This window comes from Flagellimonas eckloniae (assembly GCF_001413955.1).
GTDB lineage: Bacteria > Bacteroidota > Bacteroidia > Flavobacteriales > Flavobacteriaceae > Flagellimonas > Flagellimonas eckloniae.
Genome location: NZ_LCTZ01000002.1, coordinates 3,265,742 through 3,283,632 on the forward strand (window position 1 = coordinate 3,265,742; position 17,891 = coordinate 3,283,632).

At 37.2% G+C, this 17,891-nt stretch carries 18 protein-coding genes; 16 read left to right on the plus strand and 2 right to left on the minus strand.

All coding sequences use genetic code 11. The features are described 5' to 3' along the window. The first annotated feature begins 126 nt into the window (after positions 1–126). The 7 genes from AAY42_RS14000 to AAY42_RS14030 all read left to right on the plus strand — a co-directional run bounded on the left by AAY42_RS14000 (position 127) and on the right by AAY42_RS14030 (position 6,957). Positions 127–828 (plus strand): hypothetical protein, encoded by a 702-nt coding sequence (locus AAY42_RS14000; RefSeq protein ID WP_055396294.1) that lies wholly within the window; start codon positions 127–129, stop codon positions 826–828. A gap of 91 nt (positions 829–919) precedes the next feature. Continuing rightward, positions 920–1,651 (plus strand): hypothetical protein, encoded by a 732-nt coding sequence (locus AAY42_RS14005; RefSeq protein ID WP_055396296.1) that lies wholly within the window; start codon positions 920–922, stop codon positions 1,649–1,651. 64 nt (positions 1,652–1,715) lie between these two features. Then, entirely contained in the window at positions 1,716–2,075 is a 360-nt protein-coding gene (locus AAY42_RS14010) for a hypothetical protein (protein ID WP_055396299.1), read from the plus strand. A gap of 21 nt (positions 2,076–2,096) precedes the next feature. Beyond that, the gene (locus tag AAY42_RS14015; RefSeq protein ID WP_055396301.1) at positions 2,097–2,780 is read left to right on the plus strand and encodes a hypothetical protein; all 684 of its coding nucleotides are present in this window, start codon (positions 2,097–2,099) and stop codon (positions 2,778–2,780) included. Positions 2,781–2,874: 94 nt separating this feature from the next. Next, positions 2,875–4,863: a tetratricopeptide repeat-containing sensor histidine kinase gene (locus tag AAY42_RS14020; protein WP_082433451.1), complete on the plus strand. Its 1,989-nt coding sequence runs from the start codon at positions 2,875–2,877 to the stop codon at positions 4,861–4,863. Next, positions 4,860–5,504 (plus strand): response regulator transcription factor, encoded by a 645-nt coding sequence (locus tag AAY42_RS14025; protein ID WP_055396306.1) that lies wholly within the window; start codon positions 4,860–4,862, stop codon positions 5,502–5,504. The genes AAY42_RS14020 and AAY42_RS14025 overlap by 4 nt, the downstream gene beginning before the upstream one ends. Positions 5,505–5,622: 118 nt before the next feature. Continuing rightward, positions 5,623–6,957, plus strand: coding sequence for a hypothetical protein (locus tag AAY42_RS14030; protein WP_055396307.1), 1,335 nt, complete (start codon positions 5,623–5,625; stop codon positions 6,955–6,957). A gap of 13 nt (positions 6,958–6,970) precedes the next feature. On the opposite strand, the gene AAY42_RS14035 is transcribed toward AAY42_RS14030, so the two are convergent. Then, a complete protein-coding gene (locus AAY42_RS14035) occupies positions 6,971–7,501 on the minus strand; it encodes a GNAT family N-acetyltransferase (RefSeq protein WP_055396309.1) in 531 nt (176 codons plus the stop codon). Between the two features lie 37 nt (positions 7,502–7,538). On the opposite strand from AAY42_RS14035, the gene AAY42_RS14040 reads away from it, so the two are divergent. From AAY42_RS14040 to bioD, 3 genes are read left to right on the plus strand one after another with little or no spacing between them, the layout of a single operon-like run. Beyond that, entirely contained in the window at positions 7,539–8,687 is a 1,149-nt protein-coding gene (locus AAY42_RS14040) for an aminotransferase class I/II-fold pyridoxal phosphate-dependent enzyme (protein ID WP_055396312.1), read from the plus strand. Beyond that, positions 8,684–9,070 (plus strand): putative signal transducing protein, encoded by a 387-nt coding sequence (locus tag AAY42_RS14045; protein ID WP_245625623.1) that lies wholly within the window; start codon positions 8,684–8,686, stop codon positions 9,068–9,070. The genes AAY42_RS14040 and AAY42_RS14045 overlap by 4 nt, the downstream gene beginning before the upstream one ends. Continuing rightward, on the plus strand, positions 9,070–9,684 hold the full coding sequence (bioD, locus tag AAY42_RS14050) for a dethiobiotin synthase (RefSeq protein WP_055396314.1): 615 nt from the start codon (positions 9,070–9,072) through the stop codon (positions 9,682–9,684). Before AAY42_RS14045 ends, bioD begins: the two co-directional genes overlap by 1 nt. On the opposite strand, the gene AAY42_RS14055 is transcribed toward bioD, so the two are convergent. Continuing rightward, positions 9,676–11,160: an ArnT family glycosyltransferase gene (locus AAY42_RS14055; RefSeq protein WP_055396316.1), complete on the minus strand. Its 1,485-nt coding sequence runs from the start codon at positions 11,158–11,160 to the stop codon at positions 9,676–9,678. The two genes, bioD and AAY42_RS14055, sit on opposite strands and share 9 nt — an antisense overlap. Positions 11,161–11,240: 80 nt before the next feature. Here AAY42_RS14055 and bioA point away from each other — a divergent pair, with 80 nt between their 5' ends. From bioA to AAY42_RS14085, 6 genes are all read left to right on the plus strand, one after another. Continuing rightward, positions 11,241–12,509 carry an adenosylmethionine--8-amino-7-oxononanoate transaminase gene (gene bioA, locus AAY42_RS14060; RefSeq protein ID WP_055397948.1) on the plus strand — a complete coding sequence of 423 codons (1,269 nt, stop codon included), beginning with the start codon at positions 11,241–11,243 and terminating at the stop codon, positions 12,507–12,509. Positions 12,510–12,515: 6 nt separating this feature from the next. Next, a complete protein-coding gene (locus AAY42_RS14065; RefSeq protein ID WP_055396318.1) occupies positions 12,516–13,679 on the plus strand; it encodes a beta-ketoacyl synthase N-terminal-like domain-containing protein in 1,164 nt (387 codons plus the stop codon). Positions 13,680–13,726: 47 nt separating this feature from the next. Continuing rightward, entirely contained in the window at positions 13,727–14,305 is a 579-nt protein-coding gene (locus AAY42_RS14070; RefSeq protein ID WP_055396320.1) for a hypothetical protein, read from the plus strand. 4 nt (positions 14,306–14,309) lie between these two features. Beyond that, positions 14,310–15,743: a flotillin family protein gene (locus tag AAY42_RS14075; protein ID WP_055396322.1), complete on the plus strand. Its 1,434-nt coding sequence runs from the start codon at positions 14,310–14,312 to the stop codon at positions 15,741–15,743. A 117-nt stretch (positions 15,744–15,860) separates the two neighbouring features. Beyond that, positions 15,861–16,961, plus strand: a complete 1,101-nt coding sequence (gene bioB, locus AAY42_RS14080) for a biotin synthase BioB (protein ID WP_055396324.1) — start codon at positions 15,861–15,863, stop codon at positions 16,959–16,961. A 60-nt stretch (positions 16,962–17,021) separates the two neighbouring features. Continuing rightward, positions 17,022–17,891 (plus strand): cupin-like domain-containing protein, encoded by an 870-nt coding sequence (locus tag AAY42_RS14085; RefSeq protein ID WP_055396326.1) that lies wholly within the window; start codon positions 17,022–17,024, stop codon positions 17,889–17,891.

Below are 17,891 nucleotides of genomic sequence, written 5' to 3' on the forward strand. Positions count from 1 at the left end.
TTCGAGTTGGGCTTTTTTTATTTCCCCTACTTGAATTCATAGATTTTTTTACCCTCATAGAAATGATAGATGATTCTGGTTTGAACTGCCTTTAAATTGCGGTTGTAAACAAAATATCTATTTAGTATGAAAAAAACAATCTTATTAATCACACTAATTTCTGGGTTAAACATAATCACCGCACAAAATTTTATACCAGAGCCTGGTTGCCCTCCTATAGCTTGGTGCAATAATGATGATATCATTTCTTCAGATAATGATATGATGGATAGATTCGTATATGCTGCGGATGAAACAGGCAAAGATATGAATAGGGCTGCGGAAGAATCTGGATGTGATGACAGTTGGAACCCCTCTTGTATTTTTGCCGATTGGTTTCCATGTGGCTATGCTGAAGGTTCGGCTCAATATACACTATGTGGAAAAGGAAATGAGCCTAAACCACCTACAGGAGATAAACCACCTTCTGAAGACAATCCGCCAGCAGGTGACGCTCCTCCAACCGATGACAAACCAGATGGTGGTGAAGCAACAACAGAAGTGCTAAAACTTTCGTCTTCTGGCTTTACCGCTGAGCGTTTGTTTAAATTTTATAATAAAACAAAAAGAGGTGCCGTAGTTCATAAATATCCAAATGGGTACAAATTACAATTGGCAAGTAAGTTTCAGAACAAAGAAAGTAAGGGGCTTAATTACGTTCTTGTTTTTAAAATAGTGGACAATAGAAATAGGATTTTGGCCAATCCGGTTGTCTATGTAACTCGTCCAAAAAACAAAAACAGTTATTTCTTATTAAAAAGTGATGCAAAAATTTTACAAAAAAAATAAAATGAAACTGAGGTTTAACCTACCAACAGGCCAATGATTAAAACAATAAAGGTTCCCTCAAAAACTTTTATTCATTCTTAAAAAATAAATTATGAGAACAAAAAACAATTTAGTTGCAGCATTATTTTTAACAGTAACTTTTGCCATGAATGCTCAAAATATGAGTTGTGATGGTTTTGGAAATTTCTTTGTCCAATCCTGGGAATATGCTTATAATATTGCCCATCCAATAGGTGAACAGGCACTTACTCTTATTCCTGTTGCGGGGCAGGACTCAGATGTTACTGATGCGATTTCGGACCTTTCAGAAGACTTTCATGCATTCGTGTTTGATGAGAATAGACAATCTTGGGCAACAGTTGGTGCAAGAGAAATACCAGTGTTAAAAACCATAACTACCCAAGGGGGTAAGCTTGTGCGCGTTGGACCTGTTGCGGGAGTTCGGGTGTTTACAACAGCGCCACTTTTATGGGACAGCGTAGAGATTGAAATTGAGAAACTTAAGGGAGGACTAGAAACTGAAATAATCATTTGCACTTTTGATTTAGAAACAGGGGCAAAAAACAACATTTTGCCAAACTATGTTTTTCCAAACAATAAAAATCTAAGTTCAAAAAAGTTCACAATTAGAAACACCCATGGTAAATCTATTTCAGTAAAACTACTTGGGAAAGAGACCAATTTTGATGTATTCAAATACAGTATAAAAACCCAAGGTTTTCTTAATGTGAATAAGCAAAAAAACAGAGTTAAGAAAGCCAATATAGAGCGGTTGAATACTACCGGCCTAGGAGCAGGTAATAAAAAGAAGACAAGAAACTAAAAATTAGAAGCATGCCCTCATCACCTGAGGGTATGTTTATCTAAAAAACCTAATAAAAGCAATCATGGAACTTGCAATTCAAAGAGAAATAGAGGTCAATGAACTCAAAGAGAATTTAGAGCGTGCTTTTCCAAATTACAAAATAAAGTATGCCCCTTTAAATAAAAAAACGCTTCGGGTAATTGATGGGATGAACCAAGTGGTAGTAGGAACCAAAAAACAAAAATTGATTTATGCGGGTAATATCAATATGATGGATCTGAGGATTTTGATTCCCTTTATCTTACTTATGGGCCTTTTTGTTATAGGAGGAGTTGTATTTGCAATCGTAATGATGCAAATAAAAAAGAAAGACTATAAAGCAATGGAAGAAGAAATTGGCAACCATATTGCTAGCACTATAATACATGCAAATCACTCTTAGCTAGTATAATTCAATTTTAAAATGAAAACACACATTACCTTAATACTAACCTTGGCCATGATCTCATGCGCTTCTGAAAATCAACAAAAAGGATTGGACTTAATTGCGAAGCATTACCATACGGAAACCTCCTTCAGTAAAGGTTTCAAAACTAATGCGGGGAAAACTACTTCTAGATTTAACATTAAAGTATCCAATAGCCCAATGTTGGATACCCTAAGGCAAGATATTACGGCATCTAATATTGCCTTGATGCTCTATGAAAGTTTTACAGAGGATGAAAAGGATGATTATGACTTTATTAATGTAGAACTACAAAAAGATTCACTGGAAGAATCCCACAAAGCATTATACGATATACAACAACTATCGAGAGCTTTGGACCAAGCCGCAATTTTCACCAATTTTTCTGAAAACTTACTTCAAAAGAACTATAATGGTATTGTACAAAATATAGCTGATCGGTATCAAAATCCAAAGCTGGCAGGCAATTTAGAGGCATTCATGAATGGTTTGTACAAAGCCCATGGCAATTTGATTGAGTACAAAAGAATCGGTTTTGGCATTTATACCAAACCCAATAACGAAAAACTTTTTCATTATTCAGGGCACCTAAAATTTGCGGATGGTTATATAAGGCCTTTTATTCTCACTACCTCAATGAATGTTAGCAATGATTATATAGAAGGCTATAAATTGGATTAGAGATTTTATTACTCTAGTGACGTGGGATAAATCTAAAATAAAACATTAAATTACCTATTCAGCAATCATAAAATTAACGCATAACAAGTTAGAAATGAGTAAAGACACAACGGTAGGATTCATTGTCGCGTGTATTTTCTTGTTAGTTGGTTTTGGTAAAACATATGCGCAAAGTAGTTTGGAACAGGAAGTAGATAGTCTCACTCATTTAATTGTAAGTGTTCCAGACGATACTTTAAAAATAGGTCGATATGAAGACCTTGCTAGAAAACTACTTTCACTTAACAGGCAATCCAAAATGCTAGAAATAGCGAATGAAGGCCTGGCCTTATCCAAAAAATTAGAGTATGACGGAGGTATCGCAAAAATGACCTTATTCAAGGCCATAGCACTGGACATTATGGGTAAATCCGATAAGGCAATACCACTTTACAATATAGGTCTAAAAATGGCCAAGGAACAGGATGAGCAAGAACTGCAGGCAAGATTTTATATGAATCTTGGATTATGTTACCGTTATATGGGTGATTATGATTTATCTTTGGAAAATCAGCTATATGCTTATGATTTGCGAGAGGCAATGAGTAAGAAGGATCTTGCAAAGTTGCTCAACAATATTGGTATTATTTACCGCTTTCAAGACAAGCATAAACGAGCCGAGGAAATTTATCTTAAATCCCTTAAATTAAAGCAAGAGCTTAAAGACAGTCTCGGGATGGCTGCAACCCTTACGAATTTAGGGTTAGTTTACAATAAAATTGAGAATAGGAAGGAAAAATCTACTCAATATTTACAAAGAAGTAAAAATCTATACCAACTATTAGGAAGGCCTGACCATGTTGCTAGTTGTAATACCTCTTTAGGACAAATTTTTTTGAATCAAAACAATATTCCAAAAGCGAAAGAAGCTTTGAGTGATGCTTGGAACTATTTTCAAAAGAATATTGACCAACAGTATTCACCCTCCACCTTGGCAAGTCTAAGCGAAATAGCTGTCCTTGAAAATGATTTTCAATTAGCGAAGGCCTATTTGGAGAAAGCACTAGAAATTTCTACCTCTTTTGGTCGCAAAGTTGATCAAGTAAAACTATTGATTGGATTGAGTTCAATAAAAAAAGAGCTAGGTGAAAATGCTGATGCTTATAAAATGCTTAAAAAAGCCTATGATATTAATGACACCTTAAACCAAATGAGTCGGCTTGAAGCCATGGAAGAAATGCAAGCAAAATTTGACGTTAATGAGAAAATCAGCGAATTAAAAATTAGCGAGCTAAAACTAAATGAACAAACCCGCCAACGTAACATCTTTTTATTTGGAGCCATAGGTTTGGCTTTATTTGCCATAACCATTTTCTTCTCGCTCCAAGGTAGGATTAGGGCCAATAAAAAAATAGCAGAACAGACAGAGGCTATTCAACATAAAGAAATAATAGAATTACAACAACAAAATAAATTGCTGGCGCTAAGTAGTATGATTGAAGGACAGGAAGCAGAACGGATGCGAATTGCTAAAGATTTGCACGATGGTTTGGGAGGATTATTGAGTACGGTCAAAGCACATTTCTCTGCAATACAAAATGAGGTAACAAAATTGGAAAAGCTAAATCTCGCCAAAAAGACAAATGAATTGATTGATGAGGCTTGTGTGGAGGTCCGTCGTATTTCCCATGATATGATTCCACATGCACTTACATTATCTGGACTCCCTGCAGTTTTAGAAGATAGGGCAGAAACCTTAATAGGCGAAGGGTTCAACGTGGATTTGGACATTCAAGAGTTTCCAGAGGATATGGCTAAAACAAGACAAGCCATGTTATTCCGATTAATACAAGAAATTATTTCGAACATAAGAAAACATGCCAACGCAAAAAACATCCTCATACAGATTCTTGGTAATGATAGGGGATTGAGTCTAATTGTAGAAGATGATGGTGATGGTTTCGAATTCGAAAAAGCAATGAAATCCGGTGGGGTTGGTTTAAAAAGTATAAATAGTAGAGTAGAATTCTTAAATGGAACAATTGATTGGGATTCAAGTTTGGGAAAAGGGACTACAATAACTGTTAATATACCAGAAGTATGATTCGAGTATGTATTGTAGATGATCATAAAATGGTAATTGAAGGCTTTCAATTGCTTCTGAAAGATGAAGATGGAATAGCGGTTGTTGGTCATGCATTAAATGCTGAGGTAGCTTTAGAAACAATGCAAGAAATTGCCCCAGATGTTATTTTATTGGATATTAATATGCCAGGTATGAACGGTATTGATGCCTGCAAAAGTCTGGTAAAACTAATACCCAATATCAAGATCATTGCCATTACTATGCATAAGGAAAGTAGCTTAATAAAAATGATGTTAGGAAATGGAGCCAAGGGTTATGTGCTGAAAAATGCTGGTAAAGATGAGCTTGTTGAAGCCATCCGCACAGTGTATAAAGGCAAAATGTACCTAGATGATGTTTCAAATGAAGTAATCATCAATACCTTATCTGACAAAAAAAAAGGAAATGCTTCAAATGGACTTTTTCCAAAACTCTCTAGACGCGAAAAAGAGGTGTTAAACCTTATTTTGAATGAACATACTACACAAGAAATTGCCGATAAGCTTTTTATCAGTTTTGGGACTGTTGAAACCCATCGCAGAAATATGTTGATTAAGACAGGGACCAGAAACACTGCAGGTCTTGTGCGTGTTGCACTTGAATACGAATTACACAAGTAAACTTCTTACATGATTTCATGGATTTTTCCTTGTCAAGGATTTCTTTGATGACTATTTCTCTGATGCATAGTATTTTGCATTAGGAAATAATATAAATACAGGGAATAAAATTTTAAAAATGAAAAAACAATTCGTATTAATTGTAGCAGTAATTACCATGTTGAATACGGGCTTCTCACAAAGCATCTCATCTAATTTTAAAAACGAAGGGAGGGATTGGTATATAAGTAAGAATACTGGCTCTGGGCAAATGGGAACTAAGGAAAGGCCGGCCAAAGATTTGGGCAACATCATTCATCATTTAAAACCAAACGATAGAATACATATTGCCGAAGGCATTTACTTAAGCAAAGGAGGCAGAGGTGCTGATGAGATCAATGTGCCGGTAAAGATTTACGGAGGTTATGACATTACTTTTTCCGTAAGAGACCCATGGGATGCACATAAATCTATTTTTACTGGAACTAATGAGTATATGAAACTCACCGACCCAAGAATCTATATTAGAACCGATCAACAGCGGGAAAGTAATGGTCAAAAGTCCAAGGGCGGTGAAATAGTTGTTGATGGTATTATAATTGACAATGGCCCTAGAAATAGGTATCATCAGAATAAAAATTTAGCTATTCGGAGAAAAGCAAGCCCAAAATCGCAACAAAACCCATCTCCAGAGTCTGGTGGAATTGTGATTGTTGGTAGCGCATACACAAATATTTCGGTATTGAATTGTGTGGTTATGAATACGGCACCTACAGAAGGTGCTATTTCTGTTCGTGTTTTCCAAGGCGGTAAGGGGCTTATCCAAAATAATTTCTGTATAAACAATACAGGCTATGGGATTCATGCAAGAACTGGCTATGTAGGTTCAGATGCTGCAAAAATCCCAGTATTTACTATTAAGAACAATACGTCTTTATTTACCTGGAAGCATGATGCGATAGCATCTTACGGTGGCGATGCATTGGCGTTTGATAATAATCTAATAGCTACAGTAGAGAATAATGCGCTTGGTTATGGACATATGGGTGGTATCTACAATAAAGGAGCCAAACTAAAACTTATCAATAACCTTTTTACTGGTAATGGGAAATATGATTATAAGGAGATCAACGATAAAATGGCGGTAACGGATATTTTGGATGAAGCTATGCACTTAGATCCAATGAGTGACGGCAACCAAGGACTACTTATTAAAATTCCTGTTGCGGAAAGATGGGCAGAAATTTATGCAAATCGTAAAGAAATAAGTAGGGCAGCTGTCGATGCGGCAGTAACAGTGCCTAATACCGGAGCTAATCAACTGCGCAGCATCTTTGGTCTTAACCAACAAGGTAGCGGAGTTGCAACTGATGCTGAAATTTTTCTGCCTTTGATTTCCATTGATGAAGCTTTGCCAGCAGGTAAATTTCCTTGGAACGGTATGGGATGTAATATTCCCAAACAAGCGAAATAATAATGGGTATAATTTATTTTAGTACAATCAAAGACCATTCCTTATTATCAATTAAGTAACGCTTTAACTCCTGAAAACCAACAGCTTCATGTGCATGTAAAGAACGTTGATTTTTAGCATCGACTTCAGTTATTATAGTGTCAAAACCCATTGGAAGTTTTTCTTTCATGGTTTTATACAACCCTCTGAATACACCTTTGCCCCTATATTCTTTTGAGACACAGATTTGACCCATAACCATATAATTGCAATTGTTTTTTATCACTTTATTGATTTCTTGGAACATGGGTTTTAGCACTTCAATGGAATTACAAAACTTAGGATGCATGCAGAGTGCATACCCAATAACTTTTTCATGTTCAATAGCAATTATGTGCCCGCAAGCGGCATTCATTTCTTCCAGAATTCCATAGGAATGTTCTACGGTCAAAAAACCTTCTTGCTCCTTTTCGGCATTTGACAGACTTTTTGGAAGATTCTGTTGCTGGAGTGCAAGAATTTGCTCAAGTTCTTTTTGGGTCGATGCTTGTTTGTAGGCTATCATAAACATCAAATTTCAATAAAGATAGTACATTTGAAGCATGTCCAGGTTTCCTAAAAAACTAGCACAAAAATTAGAGAAGAGAAAGGTAGATGATTCACTTCGGGTATTGTCTGAACCGAAAGGCTTGATTGATTTTTCATCAAACGACTATTTGGGCTTTTCAAAAAAAACCCAATTTCATGATTCAGCTGTAGAATTTTTGGAAGAAAGAAAGCTCCATAAAAATGGAGCAGCTGGCTCCAGACTACTTACGGGAAATCATATTTTATACAGGGAATTGGAAGATTTTTTAGTAACCCATCACAATTCACAATCAGCTCTGGTATTCAATTCTGGCTACGATGCCAATATTGGGTTTTTTTCCTCAGTTCCGCAACGTGGAGATACCATTTTGTACGATGAATTGGTACACGCCAGTATTAGGGATGGAATTAAAATGAGCAATGCGAAGAGTTATAAATTCAAACATAACAATATTGATAACCTTAATGTTCATATTGAACGTAGTCAAAATAGGAACGATTCAGAAATTTACGTTGTTACTGAATCTGTTTTTTCCATGGACGGGGATTCCCATGATTTAAAAGCGCTGACTGATTTGTGCACTAAAAAGAATTGTTATTTGATAGTGGATGAAGCACATGCAACAGGAATCTATGGAAATGGAAAGGATTTGGTCAGCCAATTGGGATTGGAAGAAAGCGTTTTTGCCAGAATCATCACTTTTGGGAAAGCTCTGGGAAACCATGGAGCAGCTGTTTTGGGCAACAATGATTTAAAGACCTATTTGGTCAATTTTGCACGAAGCTTAATTTATACAACAGCACTTGCACCACATGCAGTGGCTTCTGTTTTGTCTGCATATCGGTATTTAGAGTCTTATGGTAAGGAAGAAAGTTCAAGACTAAAGGAAAATATCAAGTACTTTAAAGAAAAGGTTCAACTTTTGAATATGGATGCCGGGTTCATTGAGAGTGACTCGGCAATCCATTGCTTGGTATTAACAGGAAACGAAAAAGTAAAGCAAGTCTCAAAATATTTGCATGCTGAAGGCTTTGATGTAAAACCAATTCTCTCTCCTACAGTGAAAATTGGACAAGAACGATTGCGATTTTGTTTGCATTCGTACAACACAAAAGAAGAAATATCGCGAGTTTTGTCAATAACAAGAAATCTTATAAAATGATGGCGCAAGAATTTCATACGCTTGGCTCTTTTGAATTCCCTGCAGATGTTCAAATCATTAAAGGAAGACTTGAAGCGGAGGGCATTCCTGTTTTTTTAAAAGACGAGAATACGATTAACTCAGACCCTTTAATTAGTGGCGCTATAGGTGGAGTGAAATTACAAGTTTATTCAACCGATAAAGAACGAGCAAAGGCTATTTATGATGCAATACGTAACTATGCTACAGACAACGAAGGGAATCCCGTTGTCTGTCCCAATTGTAAAGCAACCAAATCTGAGATATATTATTCCAGAAACAGTATATTTTACAAACTCTTTCCTTTTTTTGAGCCTAAAAAATACAAGTGTGCTCAATGTAACTTTATTACCAAACCATTATAATGAAAGTTTTTATAACAGGTATATCCACTGATGTTGGGAAGACTATTGCATCAGCGATAATAGTTGAAGCCCTTAAAGCGGATTATTGGAAACCAGTACAAGCAGGAGATTTGGGACATTCCGATAGTCATAAGGTTGAGGAGTTAATTTCCAACGGGCAAACTAAAATCCACAAGAACAGCTATGCATTGAACACCCCAATGAGCCCACATGCTGCCGCAGAAATAGATGGAATAACTATTGGGATTGATAAAATTAAAGAACCTGAAACAGAAAATCACTTGGTCATTGAGGGCGCTGGCGGGTTGTTGGTACCATTAAATGATACCGATACCGTGTTTGATTTGATAAAATCAGAGTATAAGGTCATTGTTGTTTCACGACATTACTTGGGGAGCATTAACCATTCACTTTTGACCATAGAAAAGCTTCAAGAAAAAGGATTTAAAATAGGAATTATTTTTAGTGGGGATGAGCATCCAACAACAGAAAGTATCATTTTGCAGAAAACGGGCGTAACTTTTCTTGGGCGCATCAATGAAGAGGAAGTATTTAATAAAGATGTGATGAAAAAGTATGCAAAACAGTTCAACCCCGTCCTTGAGTCATTCTAACCGCTGATAAATAAGCCCGCGGTCAATGGTTTTGGACAAGGTATAATATTGTTCCAGATAATTGTCCATATAGGTGTTTAGGTCAACCATTCTTCCATCAAAAGCACTTCTTCCCTTTCGGGCTACTATAGTTTTTGGTTGTAAAACCTCTAAAATATAGCGTAGTTCCTCTATTCTTGTTTTTCTAGGATTGTTCATAAAAGGGAAAAGTTCCTCTCTACCAATACTGCTAGGGTGTGTTGCAGCTTTCGTAGGCGGAGTTTCGCCCAACACCCAATACCCAATATGGTATTCTGTAAAAAAAATGTTCTTTGTCTCCATATTGTTTTCAATAATATAGTTGGGAACATCAATGCCTTCACCATTAAAAAAAGAACCTTTTTCTATTTTATTGGAAATAATGTTTTCGTACTCCAAATAAGCTTCCATAGGAAGTAAAACAAAAAAGAAAATAATAACGATCTTATAGTTTTCCTTAAACGGCGGAAGTTTGCCTACAGCTATTCCAATTGGAATCAGAATAAAGGGAAACAACTGAATGAGATAATGTCCATTTACTTTGCCAGCTTGTATAAATGAAACCATTACTCCTGAAAAAACAATCAATAGTATTTGAATTGGTACAGATCTATAATTGAACAGCTGTTTTTTATATGAAAAATAAAAGAAAGCTATAGTTATCAAAAAGAATGGGAGGGTCTTTAAAGGAGAATGGTATTTTGAACTTGAATATGCCAATGGAGCCTTAAAAATAGATTGCCACCAGGTTGTTATCTCGCCTTCCAGATAGTAGGGAAGAGCAGTTAGGAAGACTAGAACTATAAACCCTATACCCAAAGCAATTAACCGCTTAAAGTTGTGCCAAAAATGTTGTTTGGTTAAAACTCCCCAAAGCAAATATAAACCTAAGGCAAGTAACGGATAGGCCATGTTTAGTTTGGACATTACAGAAAGCCCAAAAAGGAATCCAGTGGTAAGATACCAGAATATGTTTTCCTTGGAAAGGAGAATGTATACACCAACAACAAAAAATAATGTACATATATGTTCAGACATTACTCCTTGCAGACTTCCAAACATGCTTTGAAAAAGAACACAAAAAATAGCACACCAAAAACTAACCTTTTTAGTAGTTGTCCATCTTCCAATACCATAGGTAAACAGGCCAGTTAAAGCAACCAAAAGTGTTCCGAATAATCGGATGGCAATAAAACTTTTCCCAAAAACTGAAATTATGGTGGCAAAGAATAAAAAGGTGATAGGGGGCTTTAGGTCCCAAAGCTGGGTGTAAGGCAAATGACCGTCTACCCAAGACTGCGCCATGATAATAAATGTACTTTCATCTCTATCAACATAATCCCTGAAAAAGAAAGGAAATCGAACAAAAAAAGCCACTAAGAACAGAATCAAGAAAACCATTTTCCAGTTTAGGTCCTTATAGTTGGGAGTAAGAGAAATAATAAGCTTTTTGAGCACGTTTAAGGTTGATTTTTTTAGGTTTTAATTCCCATCTTTGCAAGATAGATAAATTGAGGCGTTTGACTAATCCAGTTGTATTGGAAAAATTAGCTAATAGAGATAAAAAATACCTTTGGCATCCGCTTACCCAGCATAAAACTTCAGCGCCGCCTTTAGGTATTGTAAAGGCAAAAGGAGCTTTGATTTGGGATGAGGAAGGCAATTCCTATATAGATGGGATAGCTTCTTGGTATACGGCAATGTACGGTCACTGTAACGAGCAAATAGTTACTGCTTTGATCAAACAAATGCAACAATTGGATTTTGTTATGTTCAGTGGCTTTACCCACAAGCCAGCTGTTGAACTTTCCGAACGCTTAATGGAAATTTTACCTGATAATCAAAAAAAGATATTTTTTAATGATAATGGTTCTACTGCGGTGGAGGCAGCCATAAAGATGGCATTGCAATATTATCATAACCAAGGTGAAAAGAGAGATACGCTTATTGCTTTTGAAGATGGGTTTCACGGGGATACGTTTGGAGCTATGAGTGCATCTGGGCTTTCCTCCTATAATGGGCCTTTTGAGGATTTTTTGTTAAAAGTGGAACGCATACCGGTACCTCAAGAAGAAAACATTGATGAGGTATTGGAATCGTTGGAAGCCATTTATAAAAACAATTCATGTGCGGCATTTGTTTTTGAACCTTTGGTTCAGGGAGCGGCTGGAATGAAGTTTCATTCTGCAAAAGGTCTAGATCAGTTAATAAAGAAGTGTCAGAAAGCAGGGATTTTATGTATTGCGGATGAGATTATGACGGGGTTTGGTAAGACTGGGAAAAATTTTGCTTCGGATTATTTAGAGAATACACCAGACATCATATGTTTGAGCAAGGCACTGACAGCAGGAATGTTTCCTCTGAGCATTACCAGTTGCTCGCAAAAAGTTTTTGATGCGTTTTTAAGCGAAGATGTAACCAAAGGTTTTTTTCACGCACACACATATAGTGCCCATCCTTTGGGTTGTGCAGCAGCTATTGCTGGGTTAGAGCTTTTGAACTCAGAAGAAATTTTAGAAAGAAGAACTTATATAGAAAAGGAACACAGAATATTTGTAGCGTCGCTAAAAAGCCATCCAAAAGTAAGAGAGGCAAGAAGCATGGGTGTTATTTTGGCAATTGATTTGGATCTGGATACGAATCGATATGGGAAATTACGGGATAAACTATATCAATTTTTCATGGATCAGGGAGTAAACCTTCGCCCTCTTGGAAATACAATTTATGTACTGCCGCCCTATGTAATTACCGATGAGCAATTGCGAAAAGTATATGACTCAATTCGTTTAGCCTTGGAAACATTTTAAAATATAATGCTTAAACAACCTATTTCCATAACAGCCATTTCTTCCATTTCCCCGCTGGGAAATTCATTTGAAGAAGTCTGGAAGTCTTACCAAAAAGAAACCCACTTTCTTGGCGAAACTAAGATAGGTAAAGCTCCTGTTTGGGTGGGTGCATTAGCTGATGCGTTACATGAAGAAATAAAAGCGTTGAGGAATTCAGACAACAAATACAAAAACCTGGATAACACTGTGCTTTATGCAATTTATGCTTCAAGAAAAGCTATCAAAATGGCCGGTTGGGAAGCAGCATCTGATTTTGGAATCAACCTTGGGTCGTCACGTGGGGCTACAGCTTTGTTTGAAGCCTATCATAAAGAGTTTTTGCAAAACGATTCGGTATCGACCCCTGCATCACCAACAACAACCTTGGGAAATGTATCATCATGGGTGGCCCATGATCTTAAATCAAAAGGACCTGAAATTTCACATTCCATTACCTGTTCCACGGCGCTACATGCAATGCTAAATGGGGTTGCATGGATTCAAAGCGGGATGACGGATAAATTTTTGGTTGGAGGAAGCGAAGCTCCATTGACCCCTTTTACCATTGCGCAAATGAAGGCATTAAAAATTTATTCCAAAAATTCTGATGAATACCCCTGCAAAGCGCTGGACTTAAACAAAAAACAAAATTCCATGGTTTTGGGGGAGGGGGCAGCAGTGGCATGTTTGGAAGAAGGACAAAAAAGTAGCGCTTTAGCTCTGATTGAAGGAATAGGGTACGCTACGGAACCTCTAGAACACAATATTTCAATTTCAACGGATGCTCAATGTTTTCAGGAATCCATGAAAATGGCTTTAGGGCATGTACAACCAGAGGAAGTAGATGCAATAGTCATGCATGCACCCGGAACAATCAAGGGGGATTTATCAGAATATAAGGCCATTGAAAAAGTTTTTTGTAACAAAACACCATTTTTGACTACCAATAAATGGAAAGTAGGTCATACTTTTGGAACCTCAGGGATGTTGAGTGTTGAAATGGCAGTTTTAATGTTACAGCATCAACAACTAATAAAAGTCCCTTACCTAACCTACACCACTATACCGAAAACCATAAATAGAGTGATGGTGAATGCCGTAGGTTTTGGTGGAAATGCTGTGAGTATTTTACTTTCCAAAGTAGGATAAATCAATCCTAAAATAGTATCTTCATTAACCAACAAAAAACTATTTAAATGGAACAATGGTTCACCGCTTTAACCCTTTTTGAAAAAATTTACTGGCTTGTTGCTTTAATTTCTTCTGCAATATTTATAGTACTCATAATCTTAACGATTGTTGGAGGTGATGCAGATGATATGGGAGGTGATGTTGACGCCGAAGTAGATGGCGATGGCGGTATTGGATTTCAATTCTTGTCCTTTAAAAATTTAATGGGATTTTTTACCATTTTCGGATGGTCCGGAATTGCCTGTTTAGATGGAGGACTTTCTAAAGGGCTCACTGTTGGCATTTCTGTATTCTGTGGTCTTTTAATGATGACCGCTATGGCGGCGCTCTTTTATTATTTGGCCAAACTACAAAGCAGCGGAACCTTAAAATTAAAAAATGCCCTTAATGAAATAGGGGAAGTGTATTTGACCATTGGAGCAAATCGGTCCAAAATAGGAAAGGTAAGTATAAACGTTCAAGGCACTTTACGTGAACTAGAAGCCTTAACGGATGAAAAGCATGATCTTATCCAAAGCAATGTTGTGCGCGTTAAGGAAATTACCGCCAACGGAATTTTAATTGTCGAACTTTTAAATAAATAACCAAATGTTACTACTACCACTTCAATTGGGCGGGAGCGCCTCCTTGCTTGCCATTGGCTTTGCAATACTCTTTTTCTTTATCATAATTATATCCTTTATCAGGAGGTACAAAAGATGTCCCTCTGATCGTATTCTCGTCGTTTATGGCAAAGTTGGCTCGGGGAATTCAGCCAAATGTATTCATGGTGGTGCGGCCTTTATTTGGCCTGTTATTCAAGATTATGAATTTTTGGATTTAACCCCGATTTCCATTGAAGTGGATTTGGCCAATGCACTGAGTAGACAGAACATTAGGGTAAATGTACCTTCTCGATTTACAATCGGTATTTCTACCGAACCTGGGGTGATGCAAAATGCAGCAGAGAGGTTATTGGGATTAGGAATGCAAGAAGTGCAAGATCTGGCCAAGGAAATTATTTTTGGTCAGTTGCGCTTAGTGGTAGCTTCCATGGACATTGAAGAAATTAACTCTGATAGGGATAAGTTTTTGACCAATATATCAAAGAGTGTTGAGTCAGAATTAAAGAAAGTAGGTTTAAAACTTATCAACGTAAACATCACCGATATTGTTGACGAGTCCGGTTATATTGAAGCATTGGGTAAAGAAGCTGCTGCTCATGCGATTAATGCAGCACGTAAGTCTGTTGCAGAGAAAAATAGGGATGGTTCTATTGGTGAGGCAAATGCTGTGCAGGATGAAAGAACCCAAGTGGCTGCAGCCAATGCAAAAGCGGTAGAAGGAGAAAATGTTGCAAAAATTGATGTTGCAAATTCCGATTCTTTACGAAGACAGCGAGAAGCCGAGGCAGAAAGAACTGCTATTGCAGCTGAAAAAGTGCAATCGGCCAAAGCATTGGAGGAATCTTACGCCGCTGAAAAAGATGCAGAGATTGCTAGGGCAGAACGTGAACGTAGCTCACAAATGGCCGATATTGTTGTACCTGCGGAAATAGATAAAAAGAAAGTAGAAATTGATGCCGAAGCGGAAGCTGAAATGATCCGTAGAAAAGCCAAAGGTGAGGCAGATGCCATTCTTTTTAAAGCACAAGCAGAAGCGCAAGGGATCTTGGAAGTATTGACCAAACAAGCCGAAGGTCTTGACAGGATTGTGAAAGCTGCAGGGGATAGTCCTAAAGATGCCGTGTTATTATTGGTGGCCGATAAGTTACCGGAACTAGTTAAAACACAAGCCGAGGCGATTAAAAATATTAAGATTGATAAAGTTACCGTTTGGGATTCCGGAGCAAAAACTGAAGATGGTAAAAACTCTACGGCCAATTTCATATCCGGAATGTACAAATCTGTACCTCCCTTGCAAGAAATGTTTAATATGGCAGGAATGCAACTGCCCGAATATTTAAAAGGAAAAGAAATTCCTGATAACGATGCGGCAGAAGGAGATACAAAAAAGCCGGATAAGGATACAAAAGAAGAATAGAATTATCAGATATTAAAAAAGGCCATGAAGGATATCATGGCCTTTTTTGTTTTTAATAGGATATAATTACAAGATTTTGGGAATAAGACCTATTTTTGATTTTGATATTCAAGAAACATGAGTACAACAAGACACAATTGGACCAAAAAGGAAATCCTTGACATTTACAACAAACCACTAATGGAGCTGCTTTATGATGCAGCAACTATCCATCGCAAAAATCATGACCCCAATACGGTTCAGGTTTCTACTCTACTTTCCATAAAAACGGGAGGTTGTCCTGAAGATTGTGGGTATTGCCCTCAAGCTGCCCGTTATCATACAGATATTGAAGGAAATGATTTAATGACCGTTCCACATGTAAAGGCACAGGCACTTCGTGCAAAAGCATCTGGTAGTTCACGAGTTTGTATGGGAGCTGCATGGAGAAATGTAAAGGATGGGCCTGAGTTTGACCAAGTTTTGGAGATGGTGCGTACCATCAATAAATTGGATATGGAGGTGTGTTGTACATTGGGAATGTTGACAGAGAATCAGGCAAAACGTTTGGCAGAAGCTGGATTGTATGCCTACAACCATAACTTGGATACTTCAGAAGATTATTATAAAGATGTAATTTCTACTCGTGCGTTTGAAGATCGATTGGAAACAATAGACAACGTGCGTAAAAGTAATGTTACCGTTTGTAGTGGCGGAATCATTGGAATGGGGGAACAATTGGAAGATCGTGCCGGAATGTTGGTTGCTTTGGCATCCCTAAATCCTCAACCGGAATCCGTGCCCATAAATGCATTGGTTGCTGTAGAAGGCACACCAATGGAGGAGATGGAGCCCATATCTATTTGGGAAATGCTCAGAATGGTTGCCACAACCAGAATTGTAATGCCCGAAACTCAAGTTAGATTATCAGCAGGAAGAACTGAAATGAGTAGGGAAGGACAAGCTATGTGTTTCTTTGCAGGAGCCAACTCTATTTTTGCAGGCGATAAATTATTGACCACCCCAAATCCGGATGTAAATGAGGATATGGAAATGTTCAAACTTTTAGGGTTGAATCCGCAAAAACCATTTACAAAAATTTCTCAACCAAAAACGGTTGAAGCATCTGATTCCCAGTTTGAACCTTTGGGAGAAAAACCAAAATGGTCGCGTCCAGCACATAAAATTGAACGCAATGAAGAGGCGAAGCAGAAGTCTAATTTGGTCTCCAAGAAATAGGGCTTTAAAAGCTGTTTAAAAAGCTTTTATTAATTTAGTTGTTTCAAAATCCTTAAAATTTTGAAGCTTAACCTTGAACAAATACCTCGAGAGCAAACCCTTTCCAAGAAGGAGTTTTTGCATAAATACTTCAAACCTCAAAAGCCAGTTGTTATTGAGCGTTTTATAGAAGATTGGCCTGCTCATTCCAAATGGAACCTTGATTATATGAGAGAATTGGCTGGAGAAAAAACCGTTCCTCTTTATGATGATAGACCAGTAAAACATGATGAAGGTTTTAATGAGCCCCATGCAAAAATGAAGATGCGGGACTACATAGATTTACTAAAGAGTGGCCCTACAAAATATCGCATTTTTCTTTGGAATATCATAAAGGAAGTGCCTGAACTTCAAAAAGACTTTACATATCCTGATTTTGGACTTAGACTCATGAAAGGATTGCCCATGTTGTTTTTTGGTGGAAGGGATTCACATACGTTCATGCATTACGATATAGATTTGGCTAATATTTTTCATTTTCATTTTGAAGGAGAGAAGCAATGCATTCTTTTTCCACAATCAGAGACCAAATTTCTATATAAGGTTCCCCATTCGCTGATTACTAGGGAGGATATTGATTTTGCAAATCCGGATTTGGATAAATGGCCCGCATTGCAATATGCAAAGGGATATGTTGCCAATTTGGAACATGGTAATTTGCTCTATATACCAGAGGGGTATTGGCACCATATGAAGTATCTTGCGCCAGGATTTTCCATGAGCCTTAGAGCAATTGCTCGAAAACCCAAAAACTTTGGAAAGGCAGTTTTCAATATCTTTTTTATGCGACACTTTGATACGGTAATGAGAAAAATAAAGGGACAAAAGTGGATTGATTGGAAAAATGAAAAAGCAATTTCACGGACGCACAGCCTATTGCTTCAGAAGTAA